Source organism: Vicinamibacteria bacterium, from assembly GCA_035570235.1.
Lineage (GTDB): Bacteria > Acidobacteriota > Vicinamibacteria > Fen-336 > Fen-336 > DATMML01.
In genome coordinates this window covers 62,709-81,397 of the sequence record DATMML010000091.1, presented here as the reverse complement: position 1 = coordinate 81,397, position 18,689 = coordinate 62,709, and the positions used below count along the sequence as shown (strand labels likewise).

The following is an 18,689-nucleotide window of genomic DNA, read 5'->3' as shown; positions in this document are numbered from 1 at the left end:
CGTCGGCGGGGGTGTCGACGCTCGACGTGCTTTACCTTCGGCCCTCCTGGCCACAGCGCCCGCAATTGTGGGGCGAGTCAGGATACCCCACTACCACCAACCGACGCCGAGTCAGGTCCAATGGCCTAGGGCAGCCTCTGCTTGGTCGCAACCGGCTGCCGGGGTCGCTGTTCGGTCAAGCGCTCCTAGGGGGCGGCCGGCGGAGCCCGTCAGCGCGCGGGCGGGGACGCGGGGGCGGCGGGGGCGGGGGTGAGGGGCTTGGGACTGGCCGCCGCCACCGGGCTTGGGGAAGCGAGAGGGGCCGCAGAGGGGACGGTGTCCAGGACGGACCGCGCCCGGGGTTTCACCATCGACAGGGCCAAGCTGGTCACCATGAAGACGCCCGCCAGCACGGTGGTGGCCCGGGAGAGCACGTTGGCGGAACCGCGGGGGCCGAACGCGGTCTGGGTCCCGCCCCCGCCGAAGGCGCTGGCCAGGTCTTGACCCTTCCCCTGCTGGAGCAGCACCACGGCGATCAAAAAGAGGCAGGCAATGACGTGGAGCGTCATCACGAGGTAGAAGGCGATTGTCATGTTCCCGTCTCCGGGCGGGCTCGGGGGGCCCTGCCGCAAACGCTAACTATACCAGACTTCCTCCCGCGCACCTTGGTCAGGGCCAGCCCCGCCCGGCCACGAACCGGACCGCCTCCGCGATCTCCGCCGGGACCTCCTCCTGCAGGAAGTGGCCGGCCTCGGTACGGGTCACCCGCGCGCGGGGCAGGAGCCTCTCGATCCAGCTCCGGACCCGGCCCAAGACGGGGTCCCGGTCGCCCCAGACGATGGCGACGGGGCCGGGGAAACCCTCCAGGAACGCCTGGCCCTCGGCGAGCGCCGCAATCGAGGCATGGGCGGCGGAGTCGGGGACCATGCGGGCCAGGGCCAGGGGGGCCACATTGTTCCGGAGGCCGGCCAAGGGGAAGCGGTAGGCGCGGGCGACGCTCCCGCGGATGGTGCGGGGGTCGCCCTGTACACGGTGCAGCGCATTCTGCGGGAAGCCAAAGCCGCGGAAAAGGAGTTGGCTCAACCCGGGCAGGCGGGCCAGGCGATGAAAAGCGGTGGGCCGGAAGCCCGGCCGCGGTGGGCCCACCACGGTGTTCAGGATGACCAGCCCTCCGGCCAGGCGTGGGCGGTCGGCGAGGGCACGGAGCGCGATGGGACCGCCCCAGTCCTGGAGGACGAAGACCGGGTCGTGGAGATCGAGGCCATCGAGGAGGGCGCCCAGCCAGGCCGCGTGCCGCTCCAGCTGGTGCTCGGCTCCCCGCCGCGGCTTGTCCGAGAAGCCGAGACCGATGAGGTCGGGCATGATGAGACGCAGGGGATCCCCCGCGAGGGCGGCCGCCACTTTGCGGTAAAGGAAGCCCCAAGTGGGGTTTCCGTGCAGGAGGAGGACGGGCCGACCCTGGCCGACCTCCATCACGTGCATGCGGTATCCCCCCACCTCCACCCGGCAGCGCCTCAACCCGCCCGGCAGCATGGCCTCGATCCAAGGGGGAAGGGCGGGGGGCGGCAAGGGGTCCATGCCGGCCATGATGCCAGTGGGAAGGCAGGTTTGACAGGTCCGCCCACGGATGGAAAGATCGACCGTGCCGCGCTTCGAAGAGTTGTCCATCACGGAACCGGAGGAGGTCCGGACCTTCCTCCGCAAGCTTCCTTTGTCCGTGGACGAGGAGCGCTTCACCCGCTTCGTGCTCGGCTTCCCCCACCGTTACTTGGCGGCCACGTCGCCGGTGGAGATCGTCAAGCACTATGCGCTCATGGGCAGCCTGGGCGGACGCGCGGTGATTTCGTCTCTTTCCCGAGAAGGCCCGCTCTGGAAGATGTGCTTGGTGGCCCGGGACCGGAGCTTTCTCTTCGCGCGCATTGCGGGCTCCCTCGGCTGCTTCGGCATGAACATCGTGGCCGCCGAGGCCTTCACCAACGCTAACGCTCTCGTGCTCGACACCTTTAGCTTCGCCGACCGCGCGGCTCGGTTCGCGGACGAGGGGGAGCGCCGCCGCTTCCAGGCTTTCCTGGAGGACGTGGTGGAGGGCAAGGAAGACCTAGAGAAAGCCCTCCGGGAGCGCACGGAGATCGCAGAGGCCCCTGGCCCCGCGCTCGCCTTTGAGTGGGACGATGATGCTCACCCCGCCGCGAGCCGGCTCTCCGTGGAGGGGCGCGACCGTTTGGGCCTGCTCCACCTCATCAGCCAGCACCTCTCGGAAGCGGGGTGCAGCATCGAGATGGCCGTCATCCAGACCCCGGGGGAGCGGGTGCGCGACGAGTTCTACCTGACCGAGCGCGGGGGCAAGGTGAGCGCGGACACCAAGCGGGGAATCGGCGCCGCCTTGGGCCGCTTGGGTCAGGCCGAGGGGTAGCGGACGATCTTGAGGAAGGACTGGGCAACCAGCGAGGCCCCGCCTACTAGGGCGCCATCGATGTCGGGCTCGGCCATCAGCGCGCCGATGTTCTCCGGTTTGACGCTCCCCCCGTAGAGGATCCGGGCCGCCTCCGCCGCGGGCTCTCCGTGCGAGGTGGCCACCCGCTTGCGGATGAAGGAATGCAGCTCTTGGGCTTGGGCGGGCGTGGCCGTACGCCCGGTGCCGATGGCCCAGACCGGCTCGTAGGCGATGACCAGTCCCGCCACCTGGTCGGGGGAGAGGGCACGCAGCGCCCGCTCCACTTGGCGCTCCACGACCTCCATCGTCCGCCCCGACTCCCGCTCGGCCAGGGTCTCCCCAACGCACAGAATGGTGGTGAGGGCCTGGGCGAGGGCGGCCACCGCCTTACGAGCCACGTTCTCGTCCGTCTCGCCGAAGAGCTGGCGGCGTTCGGAATGGCCGAGGATCACGTGGGTGCAGCCGGCGTCCCGCAGCATGAGAGGCGAGACCTCGCCCGTGAAGGCGCCCTCGGACTCCCAGTGCACGTTCTGAGCGCCCAGGGCGACCGCGCTGACCCCCAGGGCTTGCTTGACGGCGTGGAGGGCGGTGAAGGGGGGGGCGACGAGGACCTCCACCTCCCCGGGTACGGAGCCCGCCCCCGCCGCCACCTCCCGGGCCAGCGCAACCGCCTCCGGGATCGTCTTGTACATCTTCCAGTTGCCCGCTATCAGGGGGCGCCGCATGTCAGGCCTCCTCGAGGCAGGCCACCCCGGGCAGGGGGTCGCCGGCCAGGAATTCCAGGGAGGCGCCCCCCCCGGTGGAGACATGGGTGATCCGGTCCGCGAGGCCCATCTGCGTGACCGCGGCCACACTGTCCCCGCCCCCCACGATCGTCGTGCCCGTGCCCTCGGCCAGAGCGCGCGCCATGGCCCGCGTCCCCTCCGCGAACGGCTCGAGCTCGAAGACCCCCAGGGGACCGTTCCAGAGAACGATCTTGGCCCTGCCCACTATCTCGGCGAATGCGCTCGCGGTTCGGGGTCCGATGTCGAGGCCCATCCAGCCCGCGGGGATTTCCGTCACCGGAGAGGTGTGGTGCTCGGCGTCGGCCGCGAAGGCCGCGGCCACGACATGGTCGCTGGGGAGGTGGAGCTTGCCCTGGCCGCGGATGAGCAGGCCCTTGGCCAGCTCCAGGCGTTCTTCCTCCACCAGGCTCTTGCCGATGGCCAGGCCTTGGGCCCGGAAGAAGGTGTAAGCCATCCCACCCCCGATGAGGAGCGCGTCCACGCGGGGGAGCAGGTTCTCGATCACCTGGATCTTGTCCGAGACCTTGGCTCCCCCGAGGATGGCCACAAACGGTCGCTCCCGCCCCTCCAAAGCCATCCCCAGGTAACGCAGCTCTTTGTCCATGAGCAGCCCGGCGACCGAGGTCTCTACATGGTGGGAAACGCCTTCGGTGGAAGCGTGGGCCCGATGGGCGCTGCCGAAGGCATCGTTCACGAAGACGACAGCGCCGCTGTCGGCGATGAGACGTGCCGCGAAGGCGGGGTCGTTGGCCTCTTCCTCCCGGTGGAAGCGGACGTTCTCGAGCAGGAGAACGTCCCCTTCGGCCAGTTCCCCCGCCATCTTCCGAACCTGGGGACCCACGCAGTCCGCGGCCATCATCACCGGCCGGCCCAGCAGATCCGCGAGCCGGACTCCCACCGGGCCTAGACTGAGCTCGGGGGCGGGCCCCTTCGGGGGCCGGCCCAAGTGAGAGGCCAGGACCAGCCGCGCCCCCGCCTGGATCAAGTGCTGGAGGGTGGGCAGCGAGGCCCGGATCCGGGTGTCGTCGCGGATGGCTCCCTTGGTGAGAGGGACGTTGAAATCCGCGCGTACGAAGACGCGCTTTCCGCGAAGGTTCCGAAGGTCCTTGACGGTCTGCTTCGGCATCCGGAGTCCCCCGCGGGGAAGGGTCCCCTCAGGCGTGGTCGCGGGCCGCCATGAAGTGCAGCAGGTCCTTCACGCGATTCGAGAAGCCCCACTCGTTGTCGTACCAGGAGAAGACCTTGGCCAGATTGCCGTCCACGACCTTGGTGAGGGGGGCGTCCACGATGGAGGAGGCGGGGTTGCCCCGGAAGTCCACGGAAACCAACTCGTCGTCGGTGACCTCCAGGATCCCCTTCATGGGCCCGGCGGACGCCTTCTTGAAGGCGGCGTTGATTTCCTCGGCCGCGGCGGGCTTGGCCAGCTGGACGGTCAGATCCACGAGCGACACGTTGGGAGTGGGCACCCGGATGGACACCCCGTCGAGCTTCCCCTTCAGCTCGGGGATGACCAGGTGGAGAGCCTTGGCGGCCCCGGTCGAGGTGGGGATCATGGACTGGGCCGCGGCGCGGGCTCGCCGCAAATCTTGGTGGGGGAGGTCCAGAATCCTCTGGTCGTTCGTGTACGAATGTATGGTCGTCATCTGCCCCTTCACGATGCCGAAGGTGTCATGCAACACCTTGGCCACCGGGGCCAGGCAGTTGGTCGTGCAGGAGGCGTTGGAGACCACCACGTGCTTCCGGGGGTCGTACTTGTCCTGGTTGACACCCAGCACGATGGTGAGGTCCTCGTCCTTGGCGGGCGCGGAGATGATCACCTTCTTGGCCCCCGCCGTGATGTGAGCCTTGGCCTTCTCTGCGCTCGTGAAGAGGCCGGTGGACTCGATCACGTACTCGACCTTCAGGTCCTTCCAGGGGAGCTGGGCGGGGTCCTTCAGGGCCAGGACCTTGATCGACCGGCCGGCCACGTGGATGGCGTCGCCTTCCGCCCTGACCTCCTCCGGTAGGTTGCCCAGGATCGAGTCGTACTTCAGGAGATGGCCCAACGTCTTGGCGTCCGTGATGTCATTCACGGCCACGAATTCGAGTTCCCGATCATGGAGCGCGGCCCGGAGGATATTCCGCCCGATTCGCCCGAATCCGTTGATGCCAATGCGGATAGCCATCGTTCTGACCTCCGAGTCGGAAACCGGGAGTCTATCCGAGCCACCGCGAGGGCGTCAAGGAAACGGACGTTCTCTCCGCCGCGTGTTCGCGGCTGGGAGTCCCGACTGCCCGGGAGTCCGCGGCGCATGGAACTCGCTTACCACCGACGGAGCCGGCGCTCGGCAACGAGCCGGCCCGGGGCGGACGGCGGCCCTTGGTGGGCGGCCACCACTCCCCAATAGGCCCGAGGGCGGGTTGGTGGGGGATGCGCCCCACGCCGCTTCGCGTCGTTCACGAAAACGCGCCGCGCAGCCGCCGTCGATAAGCGGCCGGCGACGCCCCGGTGTAGCGCTTGAACGCACAGCCGAATCCGACCTCCGAATCGTAGCCAATCCGCTCGGCGACCTGGGGGATCGACGCTTCCGTGGAGCGGCTCTATGACATGGTCACGAAGACGCCGGCCGGCACGGCCTTCATCGCCGAATGGTTTCAGGTTTCGAGGGGACAAGATCGCTTCCATTCGCATCGTCTTCGATGCACGCCCCTTCGCCGCGATGTTCGGGAAGTAGTATGGTTTCGCCATGGCCGCGACCCCCTACTTCACGCCCGACCTGTTTCGCTTCCTGAGCGAGCTCAAGGCCCACAACGAGCGTGACTGGTTTCAGAAGAACAAGGACCGCTACGAACGGTCGGTGCGGGATCCGTTTCTCCGCTTCATCGCCGATCTCGGGCCCCGGCTGAAGAAGATCAGCCCGGAGTTCGTCGCCGATCCGAGCCCCGTCGGTGGCTCGATGATGCGCATCTACCGCGACACCCGCTTCTCCAAAGACAAGACGCCATACAAGGTTGCGATCGCGGCGCACTTCCCGCACGCTAAGGGAAAGGAGGGTGCGACCCCCGCCTTCTACCTGCGGCTTCAGCCCGGAGACTGCTCGGTGGGCGCGGGAATATGGCACCCGGAGGCAGACGCCCTGAAGCGCATCAGGCAGGCGATTGTCGACGACACGAAGACTTGGCAGCGCATCACGCAGGGACACGACTTCCGATCCAGCTGCGGCATGGCCGGGGAGTCGCTCCGACGGGCGCCGCTGGGCTTCGATCCGAAGCATCCCCTCATCGAAGACATCAGGCGCAAGGACTTCGGCGCCCGCGCGCTGCTGGACGATCGGCGTGTGACGAGCCCCCGCTTCCCGGAGGACGTGCTCGACGCCTTTAAGACTACCGCGCCTTTTGTCGAGTTCCTGACCGAGGCGATCGGCCTCAAGTTCTGAGCGAGGGTGCGCCTCGGGGTTGTTTCCTAGCCGACCGCCCCACGGTTGGCACCTCCGGTTGGACCGGTGGCGGCTGGCCCTCGCCTCCGCAGGACGTATCACGGGTTGAAAGGGCCATCCGCGTGCCGCGAGAGCACCGCAAGGGGGGGCGGTTCCCACGCGAACCCCACCGATGGGCGCAGGAATTCGGGAAGGGCGGTTCGCGTATAGTGGGTGGGAACCTCGGGAGCGGACGCGATGGCCGCGACAGAGCCGCCGACGGTCGCAGAGTTCACGCTGAAAGCGGTTCTGGCCGGAACCCTGCTCGGGATCCTCTTCGGTGCCGCCAACGCCTACCTGGGTCTGCGGGTGGGGATGACGGTGTCCGCGTCCATTCCTGCCGCGGTCATGACCGTGGCCCTCTTCCGCCTCCTCGGCCTACGGGGGACGATCCTGGAGGCCAACCTTTCGCAGACCATCGGCTCGGCCTCCACCGCCCTCGCTACGGGAACGATCTTCACGATCCCTGCCCTGTTCTTGTGGGGGCTCGAGCCCTCCTACCTCCAGGTCACGACCCTCTGCCTGCTCGGGGGGGTGCTCGGCGTCTCGGCCATGATCCCCCTGCGGCGGCTGCTCATCGTGGAGGCCCACGAGGAACTGCCGTACCCGGAGGGGACGGCCTGTGCGGAGGTCTTGCGGGCCACCGCGGCGGATGCGACCGGCAGCCACTGGATCTTCTGGGGGATGGCGGTGGGGGCCGCGGTCAAGCTCCTCGTGTCCCTAGCCTTCCTCCTGCCGAGCCAGATGAGCGTGACCCTGCCCGTGCTGCCCCGGGCGGAGGTGGCGCTCGAGCTGGCTCCCGCCCTCCTCGGGGTGGGCTTTATCCTCGGCTATCGGCAGTCGGCGGTGTGCGTGGCGGGAGCCCTCGTCTCCGCGCTCGTCCTCATCCCCCTTATCGCCGGGATCGGGGGAGGCCTGCCCGCCCCCCTCTTCCCGGAGACGCAAAGGCTCGTGGCGGAAATGGGGGCGGCCGACCTCTGGTCGCGCTACGTCCGCTACCTGGGAGCGGGGGCGGTGGCCACGGCCGGAATCCTGACCGTGCTCCGCGGGTTGCCCACCATGATGGGGGCCTTCCTCGCCGTGGTGCGGGGGCTGCGACGGGGAGCAGCATCGGGGCGGGGCCCCACGCCCGCGAGCGAGCGCGACCTGCCGGGCGGCTTCATCCTGGGCGGGATAGTCCTCGTGGTCGCAGTGGCGGCGCTGGTGCCGGGGGTGTTCGCGGGGGGGATGGGGCCGATCCCCCGGGCCGTCTGCGCCGCCGGGGTTGGGGTCTTCGGCGTCCTCTTTGTGGCGGTGGCGGCGCGCATTGTGGGCATTGTGGGCGTTTCGTCGCAGCCCACTTCCGGCATCACCCTCGTGACCCTCCTCGGGGTGGCCTCCGTCTTCGCGGCCGCGGGCTGGACGGAGGGGGGGGCGCGCGCCGCCGTACTCACGGTGGGCACGATCGTCGCCGTGGCGGCCTCGAAAGCGGGCGACATCTCGCAGGACCTCAAGACCGGATATCTGGTCGGCGCGACCCCCGCCCGCCAGCAGGTCGGTCAGCTCATCGGGGCCGCCTTCGCCTGCTGGGCGGTGGCGGGCACGGTCATGCTCCTGGGCACGGCCTACACCTTCGGCTCTAAGGACATCCCCGCGCCCCAGGCCACGCTCATGAAGACCATCATCGAGGGCGTGCTGGCGGGGGCGCTCCCGTGGGGGCTGGTCCTGACCGGAGGGGGGCTGGCTATCGGGGCGATGCTGTGCGGGGTTTCGGGCCTGGCCTTCGCCATCGGGGTCTACCTGCCCCTTGCCACCATGGCGCCGCTGTACGTGGGCGGCTGTGTGCGCGCGCTCTGCGATCGGGGAAGAGCCGGCGGCCCCGGGGGGGATCCGGGCATACTGGCCGCGTCCGGGCTGGTGGCGGGGGAGGGGCTGGCGGGGGTGGTGGTGGCGGGACTGGTGGCGGGGCAGGTCGCCCCCCGGGCCATCCCCCCCCGTTTGCCTGGGGCCCTGGGCGAAGGGGCCGCCCTGGTGATCACGCTCCTCCTTTGTGCTTTTCTCTACCGGGCGGGAAGCTCGCGCCGAGCGTCGGGGCCCTGAGGCGGCCAGCGCTTTCGGTCGGCGCCCACTTCAGGGCTCAAGACGGCGGCGACGCGGGTCTTCATCCGGAAGGCGAGGGAAGGGGGGCGAAGCCGAGCCGGAGGAGCGACGTACGGGCGGGATCACCCGCTCTTCCGGCGGGCCGTCGCCATGAAAGGCGTGTTCGCTCGTTCGACAATCGAGCCCTGGGCGTCCAAGGCGATGAGGCCGGCCGCGCTCTGCACGGCCTCGAGCTCACCCATGACCCGTTGGGCCGCCAGATCCAGGGGCTCTCCGTCGGCTACCAGGTCGCAGAGCCGCTTGGCAGAGAGGAGGACCATGATGCGCTCTCCCACCCCCGTCATGGAGACTCCGACCCTGGGCGTGCAATAAGTCCCCGCCCCGATGATGGGGCTGTCCCCCACCCGCCCCGGATAGCACTGGCCCGTGCCTCCCGTGGACGTGGCCGCGGCCAATCGGCCGCGGGCGTCGAGGGCCACCGAGCCCACCGTGCCCAGGCGCGGGTTCCCGCCTCTCCACTCCGCGGCCATGGCCGCGTAGTCGAGGCGGCGGTAGGGTTCGGTAAGGCGCTCCTGCCAATAGGCGATCTTGCCGGGGGTGGCCACAACCGCGGGCTCGTGGGCGAGGCGTAGGGCCAACTGCAGGGCCTCCGCCCCCGTGAGCATGACGTGGGCGTCCTGGTCCAGCAGGTATCGAGCCAGGCGCACCGGGTTCTTGAGTCCGGGTACTTGGGCGACCGCTCCCGCGCGCCCCTCCCCCGCCATGATGCTGGCGTCCATGCGGGCCACCCCGTCGGCCTGGAGGTAGCTTCCCGTACCCGCGTTGAGGAGAGGCTCGTCCTCGAGGCGCCGTACCGCCGCTTCCGCCGCATCGAGGGCGCTGCCCCCGGCGGCCAGGATGGCCCACCCCGCGTCCGCGCCTCGTTCACAGGCCGCCCGCCGCGGCTCCTCCTCCCCGGGTGGCGGGGTGCCGCAGCCGCCGTGAACGATCAAAGCTGGTCTCATGAAGCTCCTCGGGCCGCCCGGGACAGGGCGTCGACGCTCGCTAAGGTAGCGGATCCGGCGCCGGTTTCAACCCCGGGCCGCGGACTCATCGAGAAGGGGGCCGCGGTCTTCCCGGCTCCCGCGCGGGGGCGGCCGCAGGCTATACTTTGCTGTTTGCAGCCCGGAAGCGGGCTGCGGAGACGCCCCTTGTACCTCGCTTACAGCCTTGGTCTCGCGCTCGCTTTTTTTCTCGCCCTGCCCTGGTTCCTCTGGAAGGGCCGGGCCACCGGGAAGTACCTTCGCACCTTCCGCGAGCGGATGGGGCGCCTTCCCGTCTACCTGAACGTGGACGGCGACCGCTCGATTTGGATCCACGCCGTGTCGGTGGGTGAAGTGCTGGCCGCCCGGCCCCTGATCGCGGCCTTGAAAGAGCGCTTCCCCGCCCACCGGGTCTTCGTGTCCACTACCACCATGACCGGAAACGCGGTCGCGCGAAAGAGCGTGCGGGGCACGGATGGCCTCTTCTACGCGCCTTTCGACTGGCCGGGGCCGGTGCGCAAGGCCCTCGACACCTTAAACCCCGCCCTGCTCGTCCTGGTGGAGACGGAGCTCTGGCCGAACCTCATCCATGAGGCCCGCCGCCGGGGCACGCGGGTGGCGGTGGTGAACGGCCGCGTCTCCCTGCGCTCTTTTTCCCGCTACCGCCGCGTGCGCCGCTTCCTCAAGAAGGTCCTGGCCGATGTGGACCTCTTTCTCATGCAGGGCCAAGCCCACGCCGAGCGCATCCGGGAGATGGGGGCCCCAAGCGAGCGCGTGCGGGTCACGGGCAACCTCAAGTTCGACGCCGTGGAGGCAGCGCGGCCGCCGGAACGTCTGGCCCGCCTCATCCTGGGCGACGGCCACCACCGCCGACCCTTGTGGGTGGCGGGGAGCACGGTGGCGGGGGAGGAGGAGATCATCCTTCAGGCTTTCCACCGTGTGCGGGAGGGCCTGCCGGGGACGGGACTCATCGTGGCTCCACGCCACCCCGAGCGGTTCTCCGAGGTACCCGCCCTGATCGAGGCGGCCGGCTTCCGTTGTCTCCGGCGGACGGGTCTCGACCCCGGCGTCTGGCGGGACGGAGAGGTGGTGCTCCTCGATACCCTGGGGGAGTTGGCCCAGCTTTACCCCCTGGCCACGGTCGTATTCGTGGGGGGCAGCCTGGTGCCCTCCGGCGGGCACAACATCCTGGAGCCGGCCATGGCGGGCAAGGCGGTGGTGGTGGGTCCGCACATGGCGAACTTCCAGGAGATCGCCGACCAGTTCCGTGCGGAGGGTGCATTGGTCCAGGTCTCCTCCGCGGAGGAGCTGGCCCGCGAGGTTCTGAGCCTGCTCACCGACGACGAACGGCGGCGCCGCCTGGGGGAGCGGGCGCGGAACCTCATCGATCGGAACCGGGGCGCCCTGCGCGGCACGGTGGATGCCCTTTCCGGCCTGGTCGCGTGAGGCGGTTGCTGGGTTCACTCTTCGGGACCGCCGGCCGGCTGCGCGTGGCGGCCTACCAACGGGGGGTGCTCAGGCGGGCCCGGCTCCGGGGGCCGGTGATCAGCGTGGGCAACCTCAGCGTGGGGGGGAGTGGCAAGACTCCGGTCGTGGCCCGCCTGGCTGAGATCCTGCGCGAGGAAGGCCTTCCCGTGGCCATCCTGAGCCGGGGTTATCGGGGGTCGTTTCGGGGCGACGCCCTCCTGGTCAGCGACGGAACTGTCGTGCAGGTGGCGGCGGGGGTGGCGGGGGACGAGCCGGTCATGCTGGCCCGGGCCCTGCCCGGCGTGATCGTGGCCGTGGGGCCCCATCGCGACGTCGTGGGCCGGTGGATCGAGGAACGCTTCGGTCCCTGCGTGCATCTGCTGGACGACGGGTTCCAGCACTTGCGGCTCCACCGCGACTTGGACCTGCTTTGCCTCGACGTCGCGGACCTCGCGGACCGGCCGCTGCCTGCGGGTCGGCTGCGCGAGGCTCCCGCCGCCGCCCGGCGGGCGGACGTCGTGCTCTTGACCCGCCCCCCGGGAGGGCCGGCAGAGGCCGCGGCCGCCTGGGAGGGGTTTCTGGGCCGGGAGCGCACGTTTCGGATGGGGCGCCGAGGGCTGGGATTCTTCGATCCCCAGGGCGACCGCCGGCCGGCCCCCCTCCGGCCGTTCCTCCTCGCCGGCATCGCGCGGCCCGAGCGCTTCGAATCCGACGTCAAGGCGCTCTCGCCCGAGGTCGCGGGCCACGCTTTCTTCCCGGACCACCATCCCTATTCGGAGGGAGACCTCGCGGAGGCGGCCCGGCGGGCGCGGGCGGCGGGAGCGGACGCCCTCGTGACCACGGCCAAGGACGCGGTGCGGCTGCCGGAGGGCGCCCCCGGCCCGCCCTTGCTCGTCTTTCGCATCGCGGCCGAGATCGCGGACGAGCCCCGTCTGCGGGCGCGGCTCTTGGCGGCGGCCCGGAGGGTGGCCTGAGTCAGCCTGCGCACGTGGACCAGGTGGCCGCCCTCGTGAGCGCGATCGTCTCCCCCCTCCCGCGACGGGCCGCCCTGGCTCTCGGCCGGGCCCTGGGGCGGGTCCTGGGAGACCTGGACCGCCGGCACGTGGCCATCGCGGTCGACAATCTGCGGCAGGCCTTCCCGGACTGGGACCGGAGCCGCCTCCTGCGCACGGCCCGGGGGGTGTACGCGCACTTTGGCCAGGTGCTCTTGGACATCTTGTGGCTGCAGGGCCGCTCCCGCGAGGAGGTGCTCTCCTTGATCGACGTGGAAGGGGGCGAGCACGTTCGGGCCGCCATGGCCGCGGGGCGGGGGGCCATCCTGGCCACCGCGCACATTGGCAATTGGGAGCTGCACGGCATCGGCCACGGCTGGACCTTCGGGCCCATCGGGGTGGTGGCGCGACCGCTCGACAACCCCGACCTCGACCGCCGCCTCTGCGCCCTTCGCACCGCGGGCGGGAACACCGTGATCTACAAGCAGAGGGCGCTCGCCCCCGTCCTGCGCGCGATGCGAGAGGGCCAGGGGGTGGCCATCCTCATCGACCAGAACGTGCAGGAGAATGACGGCATCTTCGTGGACTTCTTTGGCCGTCCCGCCGCCACCACCACCGTGGTCGCGGCCCTGGCCGTCAAGACTGGCTGCGCCCTCATCCCCTGCCATACCGAGATCGGGCCCCGAGGGCGGTACCGGATGATCTATGACCCACCCCTCGCCTGGTCGCCCTCCGGCGACCGCCGGGCGGACATCGCGCATCTCACCCAAGAGCTGACCCGGAACATCGAGGTTTGGGTCCGGGGGGTCCCCGAGCAGTGGCTGTGGATCCACCGGCGATGGAAGACGTCCCCGTCCGGGGTGGGCGGCCGAGATGTCTCCTGAGGCCCTGCTCGTCCGCGCGCCCAACTGGGTCGGCGACGTGGTGCTTTCCCTGGCCGCCCTCCGGGACCTGCGCCGCAGCTTTCCTAAGGCCCGGCTCGAGGTTCTAGCCCGGCCGTGGGTGGCTGACATCTACCGTGCCCTGCCCGAAGTGGACGGCCTGCGCGTGAGCGGCGGCCTGCGCGCCGACGTGAAGGCCATCCGGGGACGCTACGACGCGGCCGTGGTCCTGCCCAACTCATTCGCGACCGCGCTTTTGGTCTGGGCCGCCGACATCCCCGAGCGCTGGGGCTACGCCACCGACGGCCGCGGTCCCCTCCTGACCCGGCGGCCGCGCGTCCCCCCGGATGTCCGGGGCCGCAGCCAGGTGTACTACTATCGGGCCATGCTCGCCGGCCTCGGCCTCGATACCTCGCCTCCCCCCGATGTGTCGATGCGCTGCCCGCCGGCCTTTCGGGCGCGGGGGGAGGAGATCCTCGGCGCCCCCGGCCCCTGGCTGGGCCTGAACCCGGGGGCCTTCTTCGGGACGGCCAAGCGTTGGTACCCGGAGCGCTACGCGGCGGTGGCCGACTTCGTGGGCCGGCGGACGGGGGCCAAGGTCGCGATCCTGGGCGGGATCGCCGACCGCCCGCTGGGCGAGGAGATCGCGGCCGGGCTTCGCGTGCCCGCCCGCGTCCTCTGCGGGGAGACCACCTTGACCGAGCTTCTGGGCGTGCTCTCCCATCTTCGCGCCCTCGTGACCAACGACTCCGGACCCATGCACCTGGCCGCCGCCCTCGGGGTTCCCGTGGTCGCGGTCTTCGGCTCCACGGATTGGAGAGAGACGGCCCCCGTGAGCGACCGAGCCCGACTCCTACGAGTGGAGGTGGAGTGCGCGCCCTGCCTGCTCCGCGAGTGTCCCATCGACCATCGCTGCATGCGGCGGATCCCCGCGGACCGCGTGGCGGAGGCGGTCCTGGAAGTGCTCTCGGAGTCGTGATGGCAATACCCGCGATCTTCATTGACCGCGACGGCACCCTCTCGTGGGAAGTGGGGTACGTCAACCACGCCTCCCGTTTCCACCTCTATCCCTGGTCGGTAGACGCGGTGCGCCTGGTGAACCGTGGCGGCTTCCGGGCCGTGGTCGTCACCAACCAGGCGGGGGTCGCCCGCGGCTACTTCCCGGAGGCGCTGATTGGCGAGGTCCACGCCGCCCTCCGCTCCACTTTGGAGGCGGGGGGCGCCCGGTTGGACGGGATCTACGTCTGCATGCACCATCCCTCGGTGGGGGAGCCGCCCTACCGGGCGGACTGCGATTGCCGCAAGCCGCGGCCGGGTCTCCTGCGCCGCGCGGAGGCTGAGCTCGACATCGACCTCGGCCGCTCGTGGGTGGTGGGGGACCGGATCTCGGACCTCCAGCTGGCCTGGAACGTCGGCGCGCGGGGGGCGCTGGTGAAGAGCGGCTACGGCCGGGGCGAGCTCGCCTACCATGCCCCGGCCGCGCCCCGCCCGCCGGATCTGGTCGCGGAGCACCTGCTGGAGGCGGTGGAGAGGATCATGGCCGGGGGGGCGGGCGGATGAGGAGCGCCGGGCAGGCCCCCTCGCCCGCGCGGCTCGCCGACCTCGTCCACGCCTTCCGGGACCGGCGCCTTCTCGTGCTCGCCGATCTCGTGGCCGACGAGTTCGTCTACGGTCGCGTCCAACGCGTGAGTCGGGAGGCCCCCGTCCTGATCCTGGAGCACGACGGGGCTGAGGTCCGTCTGGGGGGTGGCGCCAACGCCGTCCACAACATCCGCACGCTGGGGGGCACGCCCCTCCCCCTGGGCATCTTGGGCGCAGACACGCATGGCCGCCAGCTGCGCGCGCTCCTCCGCGAGAAGGGAGTGGCGACCGCCCGCGTCCTCACGGGGGCCGGCTACCGCACGCCCGTGAAGACCCGCATCCTGGCCGGCGGCGCGCACTCCACCAAGCAGCAGCTGGTGCGCATCGACCGGGCCACCCGCCTGGACCCCCGAGATCCCGCCCGGCGGGCGGTGCGGCGGGCCCTGGATGGCTTCCGGGGGCGGGTGGACGGCGTGCTCGTGAGCGACTATGGCTTCGGCCTCCTCACCCCCGACCTCGTGCAGGCCGCAATCACTTTCGCGCGCCGCCGTGCCGTGCCCGTGACGGTGGACTCGCGCCACGGCCTCCTGGCCTTCCGGGGCATGACCGCGGTCACGCCCAACGAGCCGGAGGTCGAGGCCGCCCTCGGAATCACGATCGGACATGACCGCGGGCACCTGGAAGCGGCCGGCCGCACGCTGATCCGACGCCTGGGCGCCAAGGCCGTGCTCATCACGCGCGGTAGCGACGGCATGGCCCTCTTTGAGCCCGCCCGCCCGACGGTGCACATCCCCATCCATGGCAGCGACCAGGTGGCGGACGTGACGGGAGCCGGGGACACCGTCATCGCCACCTTCACTCTAGCCCTGGCCGCGGGGGCCAGCCCCGCTGAGGCCAGCGTGCTCGCCAACGTCGCGGGCGGTATCGTGGTCATGAAGCGGGCCACCTCCACCGTTTCCGCCGCCGAGCTTAGGGCGGCGGTGGCTCCCCGGGGCGCGGCGGCCGGCGGGGCGAAGGCGGCCCGGACGCGCTCGTGAGGAGCATGCGCATCGCCTCCGCCAAGATCGGCAGCCTTGACGAGGTCCGATCGCGGGTGGAGTCGGCCCGCCGGGCGGGCCAGACCATCGCCCTCGCCAATGGCTGCTTCGATCTCTTGCACGTGGGCCACGTGCGGTACCTGGCCGGGGCCCGCGAGGAGGGCGACCTGCTCGTGGTGGGGGTGAACGGAGACCGGGCCGTGCGCCGGCTCAAGGGACAGGGGCGGCCCATCCTGCCCGCGGCCGACCGGGCCCTTCTAGTGGCCGGCCTGAAGGGCGTCGACCAGGTCGTGATTTTTGAAGAGGACGACGCGGCGCGGCTGATCCTCGCCCTGCGCCCGGACGTGCACTGCAAGGGAACCGACTACACGCCGGAGACGGTCCCCGAGGGAGCGCTGGTGCGCTCCTACGGCGGCCGGGTGGCCATCGTGGGGGACGCCAAGACCCACGACACGCGTGCGCTGCTGGCGAGGATCCGAGGGTGAGAGCGCTCCTCGTGCGCCTTTCCGCGATCGGGGACGTGGTCCATACCCTCCCCGCCCTGGCCGCCCTCCACCGCCACGGCTACGAGGCGGGCTGGGTCGTGGAGCCCCCGGCCCGCCCCCTCCTCGAGGGGCATCCCTTCCTCTCCCAGGTCGCGGCCGCCCCCGCCGCGCGCGCCTTCCGGGGAGGACTGGCCTGGGCGACGATGCGGGAGCTGCGGGGGCGGCGGTACGACATCGCCCTCGACTTCCAGGGGCTGTGGAAGTCGGCGGCCTGGGCGCGCCTCTCGGGGGCCACGCGCGTCATGGGCTACGCCCGGGGGGCGCGCCGCGAGCCGCTCTCGGCCCTGCTCGCCCACGAGCGGGCCCTCCTTCCCGAGGACCTGCCCCACGTCATCGACAAGAACCTTGCTCTCCTCCGGCTTCTGGGCATCGAGGCGGTGGGGGCCCGCGACTTCCCGCTCCCCCCTTCGGGGGCGGAGGCCGCGCGCGTGGAGACGGCCCTCACCGCTTCGCGGCTCCACGACTTCGTGATCTTGAATCCCGGGGGCGGGTGGGCGAGCAAGCTCTGGCCGCCGGAGAGCTTCTCTGAGCTGGCCCGGGGCCTGCGCGAGCGCGGCCTCATCCCGCTCGTGACTTTCGGCCCCGGCGAGGAGGCGCTGGCCACCCGCGTGGTCTCGGCCTCGGGGGGCGCGGCCGCCACGTCCTTTCCCACCACCCTCCTCGAGTACGTGGAGCTGGCCCGCCGTGCCCGCCTGGTGGTGGCCGCCGACACCGGTCCCCTGCACATCGCCTGTGCGGTGGGGACGCCGGTGGTCGGCCTCTTCGGGCCCACGGACCCCGCCCGCAACGGCCCCTTCTCCCCCCAGGATCTGGTGGTGCGCCGTGCCCCCTCCTGCGCCCCCTGCCACCGGCGGCGGTGCGCCGTCCATGACGGGGTCATGCGGCAGATCCCGCCCTCTGCGGTGCTCGAGGCCGCCCTTCGCCGCCTGGGCCGAAGCGGGCCCGAGAGCCTTGCCGTCTAGGCTCCGCGTCCCCCTCGGCTACGCCGTCGGCCTCCTCGTCCTCCTTCTGTCCCGCCCCTCGCCGGTCTCGGTGCTCCTCGGGCTGCCCCTGGGGGTGATCGGAGAGGGGATCCGGGTCTGGGCCTCGGGCCACATCGACAAGACCCGGAGCCTGGCCACGGGCGGCCCCTACGCCTTCACCCGCAACCCTCTCTACCTGGGGAGCCTGCTTCTGGCCCTGGGGGTGGCGGTGGCCTCGGCCAGCCTCTGGGTCGTTCTGGCCGTGGCCGCGTACTTCACCGCCTTCTATCCCTCGGTCATGCGGGAGGAGGCGGGGTTCCTGCGCGAGAAGTTCGCGGTCGAGTACAGAGGCTGGGCGGCGGAAGTGCCCTCCTTCCTACCCCGGCTGACCCCCGGGGGCCCGCGCGCCTCGCGCTTTACCTGGGAGCGCGTGGGCAGGAACCGGGAGTGGCGCACGGCGTTCGGGCTCCTCCTAGCGGCGGCCCTGCTTTACCTCCGGCATCTCCTGGCCGCTTGCGGCGTCTTGTAAGAACGGGCCACGAACGATAGGATCGTCGCCGGTCAACGCGCGACTCGCGGAGCTCGCCGCCATGTGCCAAACCATCCTCGCCCTCACCCTCCTCCTGGCCGCCCTCCCCGCCCCTGCGGCAGAGCCGACCGCCCCCCCCACGCGCGAGCTCGAGCGCATCAACTGGATGGAGTTCCGCGAGTGGGTGCCGGGCCGGATCCAGACCGTGCTCCTCCCCCTGGGCACCCTGGAGGCGCACGGCGTCACCGCCAACGGGGCGGACATTCTGGCTCCCGTGGCCATCGCCCGCGAGATCGCCCCCCGCCTGAACGCCCTCGTCGCGCCCGTCGTTCCCTACGGCTTCACGGGCTCCATGGACGCCTACCCCGGTGCGTTCACGGTCCCCGAGGAGGCCTACCGGGCGTACGTGCGCGCCGTGCTCCTGGGGCTGGCCCGCAACCGGTTCCGGAACCTCATCCTCCTGAATGGCCACGGCGGCGGGCAGACCGCCATCCTCTCCGCCCTCGCCCAGGAGGTGGGGCGCGAGGAGCGGGTGAGGGTCTTGGTCGTGAATTGGTGGTCGTACTGCTCGGACGTGACCATGGAGGTCTTTGGAGAGGACGGCGGGCACGCCGGCAACAACGAGACCGCCTTCCTGCAGGCCATCGATCCCTCCCTGGTCCACGCCGAGCGTTACCGACCGGATATGGCCACCGCGTACCCGGCCCCCAACACCTGGAGCGCGTACCCGTATCCGTCCAGCATCGGCCTTTATAAGGAGGGGCAGGGTTATCCACAGTTCGACCCCGCCAAGGCCAAGCGCTACTTTGCCCGGGTCAACGAAAAGGTGGCGCGGCTTGTGGAGGAGACGATCCGGAAGTGGGACCTGGCGGGGGCATTCAATTGAGGGGAGTGGCGCGGGGCCGTGCCCCGAGCCGTCCCTCCTCCGCCGCGGGGGAGGC

The 18,689-nt window shown here is 71.0% G+C and carries 19 protein-coding genes and 1 pseudogene; 13 read left to right on the top strand and 7 right to left on the bottom strand.

The genetic code is table 11. From position 1 onward, the window contains the following. Nucleotides 1–209 precede the first annotated feature (209 nt). Both secG and VN461_16770 read right to left on the bottom strand, forming a co-directional pair. Nucleotides 210–572, bottom strand: coding sequence for a preprotein translocase subunit SecG (secG, locus tag VN461_16775; GenBank protein ID HXB56429.1), 363 nt, complete (start codon nucleotides 570–572; stop codon nucleotides 210–212). 76 nt (nucleotides 573–648) lie between these two features. Beyond that, nucleotides 649–1,557, bottom strand: a complete 909-nt coding sequence (locus VN461_16770) for an alpha/beta fold hydrolase (protein HXB56428.1) — start codon at nucleotides 1,555–1,557, stop codon at nucleotides 649–651. A 64-nt stretch (nucleotides 1,558–1,621) separates the two neighbouring features. Here VN461_16770 and VN461_16765 point away from each other — a divergent pair, with 64 nt between their 5' ends. After that, nucleotides 1,622–2,392, top strand: a complete 771-nt coding sequence (locus tag VN461_16765; GenBank protein HXB56427.1) for a hypothetical protein — start codon at nucleotides 1,622–1,624, stop codon at nucleotides 2,390–2,392. Here VN461_16765 and tpiA read toward each other — a convergent pair. From tpiA to VN461_16745, 4 genes and pseudogenes are all read right to left on the bottom strand, one after another. Further along, on the bottom strand, nucleotides 2,377–3,138 hold the full coding sequence (tpiA, locus tag VN461_16760; protein HXB56426.1) for a triose-phosphate isomerase: 762 nt from the start codon (nucleotides 3,136–3,138) through the stop codon (nucleotides 2,377–2,379). The two genes, VN461_16765 and tpiA, sit on opposite strands and share 16 nt — an antisense overlap. 1 nt (nucleotide 3,139) lies before the next feature. Further along, nucleotides 3,140–4,324 (bottom strand): phosphoglycerate kinase, encoded by a 1,185-nt coding sequence (locus VN461_16755; protein HXB56425.1) that lies wholly within the window; start codon nucleotides 4,322–4,324, stop codon nucleotides 3,140–3,142. Between the two features lie 28 nt (nucleotides 4,325–4,352). Continuing rightward, nucleotides 4,353–5,363 carry a type I glyceraldehyde-3-phosphate dehydrogenase gene (gene gap / locus VN461_16750; protein ID HXB56424.1) on the bottom strand — a complete coding sequence of 337 codons (1,011 nt, stop codon included), beginning with the start codon at nucleotides 5,361–5,363 and terminating at the stop codon, nucleotides 4,353–4,355. Between the two features lie 271 nt (nucleotides 5,364–5,634). Beyond that, nucleotides 5,635–5,760: pseudogene (locus VN461_16745) on the bottom strand (AraC family transcriptional regulator). Between the two features lie 164 nt (nucleotides 5,761–5,924). On the opposite strand from VN461_16745, the gene VN461_16740 reads away from it, so the two are divergent. Both VN461_16740 and VN461_16735 read left to right on the top strand, forming a co-directional pair. Then, nucleotides 5,925–6,614 carry a DUF2461 domain-containing protein gene (locus VN461_16740; protein ID HXB56423.1) on the top strand — a complete coding sequence of 230 codons (690 nt, stop codon included), beginning with the start codon at nucleotides 5,925–5,927 and terminating at the stop codon, nucleotides 6,612–6,614. A 237-nt stretch (nucleotides 6,615–6,851) separates the two neighbouring features. Beyond that, a complete protein-coding gene (locus VN461_16735) occupies nucleotides 6,852–8,732 on the top strand; it encodes an oligopeptide transporter, OPT family (protein ID HXB56422.1) in 1,881 nt (626 codons plus the stop codon). A gap of 122 nt (nucleotides 8,733–8,854) precedes the next feature. Here VN461_16735 and VN461_16730 read toward each other — a convergent pair whose 3' ends face one another. Next, a complete protein-coding gene (locus VN461_16730; GenBank protein HXB56421.1) occupies nucleotides 8,855–9,736 on the bottom strand; it encodes an isoaspartyl peptidase/L-asparaginase family protein in 882 nt (293 codons plus the stop codon). A 186-nt stretch (nucleotides 9,737–9,922) separates the two neighbouring features. Here VN461_16730 and VN461_16725 point away from each other — a divergent pair, with 186 nt between their 5' ends. The 10 genes from VN461_16725 (at nucleotide 9,923) to VN461_16680 (ending at nucleotide 18,634) form a co-directional block, all read left to right on the top strand. Beyond that, on the top strand, nucleotides 9,923–11,200 hold the full coding sequence (locus VN461_16725) for a 3-deoxy-D-manno-octulosonic acid transferase (GenBank protein ID HXB56420.1): 1,278 nt from the start codon (nucleotides 9,923–9,925) through the stop codon (nucleotides 11,198–11,200). Then, nucleotides 11,197–12,195, top strand: coding sequence for a tetraacyldisaccharide 4'-kinase (lpxK, locus tag VN461_16720; GenBank protein ID HXB56419.1), 999 nt, complete (start codon nucleotides 11,197–11,199; stop codon nucleotides 12,193–12,195). Before VN461_16725 ends, lpxK begins: the two co-directional genes overlap by 4 nt. 14 nt (nucleotides 12,196–12,209) lie before the next feature. Then, nucleotides 12,210–13,097, top strand: coding sequence for a lysophospholipid acyltransferase family protein (locus tag VN461_16715; protein HXB56418.1), 888 nt, complete (start codon nucleotides 12,210–12,212; stop codon nucleotides 13,095–13,097). Continuing rightward, complete coding sequence (waaF, locus tag VN461_16710; protein ID HXB56417.1) at nucleotides 13,087–14,073, top strand: lipopolysaccharide heptosyltransferase II; 987 nt, start codon at nucleotides 13,087–13,089, stop codon at nucleotides 14,071–14,073. Before VN461_16715 ends, waaF begins: the two co-directional genes overlap by 11 nt. Then, nucleotides 14,073–14,654: an HAD family hydrolase gene (locus VN461_16705; GenBank protein ID HXB56416.1), complete on the top strand. Its 582-nt coding sequence runs from the start codon at nucleotides 14,073–14,075 to the stop codon at nucleotides 14,652–14,654. The genes waaF and VN461_16705 overlap by 1 nt, the downstream gene beginning before the upstream one ends. Continuing rightward, a complete protein-coding gene (locus VN461_16700) occupies nucleotides 14,651–15,712 on the top strand; it encodes a bifunctional ADP-heptose synthase (protein ID HXB56415.1) in 1,062 nt (353 codons plus the stop codon). Before VN461_16705 ends, VN461_16700 begins: the two co-directional genes overlap by 4 nt. Nucleotides 15,713–15,717: 5 nt before the next feature. After that, on the top strand, nucleotides 15,718–16,197 hold the full coding sequence (locus tag VN461_16695; GenBank protein HXB56414.1) for an adenylyltransferase/cytidyltransferase family protein: 480 nt from the start codon (nucleotides 15,718–15,720) through the stop codon (nucleotides 16,195–16,197). Beyond that, a complete protein-coding gene (locus VN461_16690; protein HXB56413.1) occupies nucleotides 16,194–17,219 on the top strand; it encodes a glycosyltransferase family 9 protein in 1,026 nt (341 codons plus the stop codon). The genes VN461_16695 and VN461_16690 overlap by 4 nt, the downstream gene beginning before the upstream one ends. Further along, nucleotides 17,209–17,748, top strand: coding sequence for a methyltransferase (locus VN461_16685; GenBank protein HXB56412.1), 540 nt, complete (start codon nucleotides 17,209–17,211; stop codon nucleotides 17,746–17,748). Before VN461_16690 ends, VN461_16685 begins: the two co-directional genes overlap by 11 nt. 61 nt (nucleotides 17,749–17,809) lie before the next feature. Beyond that, nucleotides 17,810–18,634 (top strand): creatininase family protein, encoded by an 825-nt coding sequence (locus VN461_16680; protein ID HXB56411.1) that lies wholly within the window; start codon nucleotides 17,810–17,812, stop codon nucleotides 18,632–18,634. Nucleotides 18,635–18,689: the final 55 nt, after the last annotated feature.

Coding starts and splice junctions, on each gene's coding strand:
- secG (HXB56429.1), bottom strand. CDS start 572: ATGACAATCGCCTTCTACCTCGTGATGACGCTCCACGTCATTGCCTGC.
- VN461_16770 (HXB56428.1), bottom strand. CDS start 1,557: ATGGACCCCTTGCCGCCCCCCGCCCTTCCCCCTTGGATCGAGGCCATG.
- tpiA (HXB56426.1), bottom strand. CDS start 3,138: ATGCGGCGCCCCCTGATAGCGGGCAACTGGAAGATGTACAAGACGATC.
- VN461_16755 (HXB56425.1), bottom strand. CDS start 4,324: ATGCCGAAGCAGACCGTCAAGGACCTTCGGAACCTTCGCGGAAAGCGC.
- gap (HXB56424.1), bottom strand. CDS start 5,363: ATGGCTATCCGCATTGGCATCAACGGATTCGGGCGAATCGGGCGGAAT.
- VN461_16740 (HXB56423.1), top strand. CDS start 5,925: ATGGCCGCGACCCCCTACTTCACGCCCGACCTGTTTCGCTTCCTGAGC.
- VN461_16735 (HXB56422.1), top strand. CDS start 6,852: ATGGCCGCGACAGAGCCGCCGACGGTCGCAGAGTTCACGCTGAAAGCG.
- VN461_16730 (HXB56421.1), bottom strand. CDS start 9,736: ATGAGACCAGCTTTGATCGTTCACGGCGGCTGCGGCACCCCGCCACCC.
- waaF (HXB56417.1), top strand. CDS start 13,087: ATGTCTCCTGAGGCCCTGCTCGTCCGCGCGCCCAACTGGGTCGGCGAC.
- VN461_16705 (HXB56416.1), top strand. CDS start 14,073: ATGGCAATACCCGCGATCTTCATTGACCGCGACGGCACCCTCTCGTGG.
- VN461_16700 (HXB56415.1), top strand. CDS start 14,651: ATGAGGAGCGCCGGGCAGGCCCCCTCGCCCGCGCGGCTCGCCGACCTC.
- VN461_16695 (HXB56414.1), top strand. CDS start 15,718: ATGCGCATCGCCTCCGCCAAGATCGGCAGCCTTGACGAGGTCCGATCG.
- VN461_16680 (HXB56411.1), top strand. CDS start 17,810: ATGTGCCAAACCATCCTCGCCCTCACCCTCCTCCTGGCCGCCCTCCCC.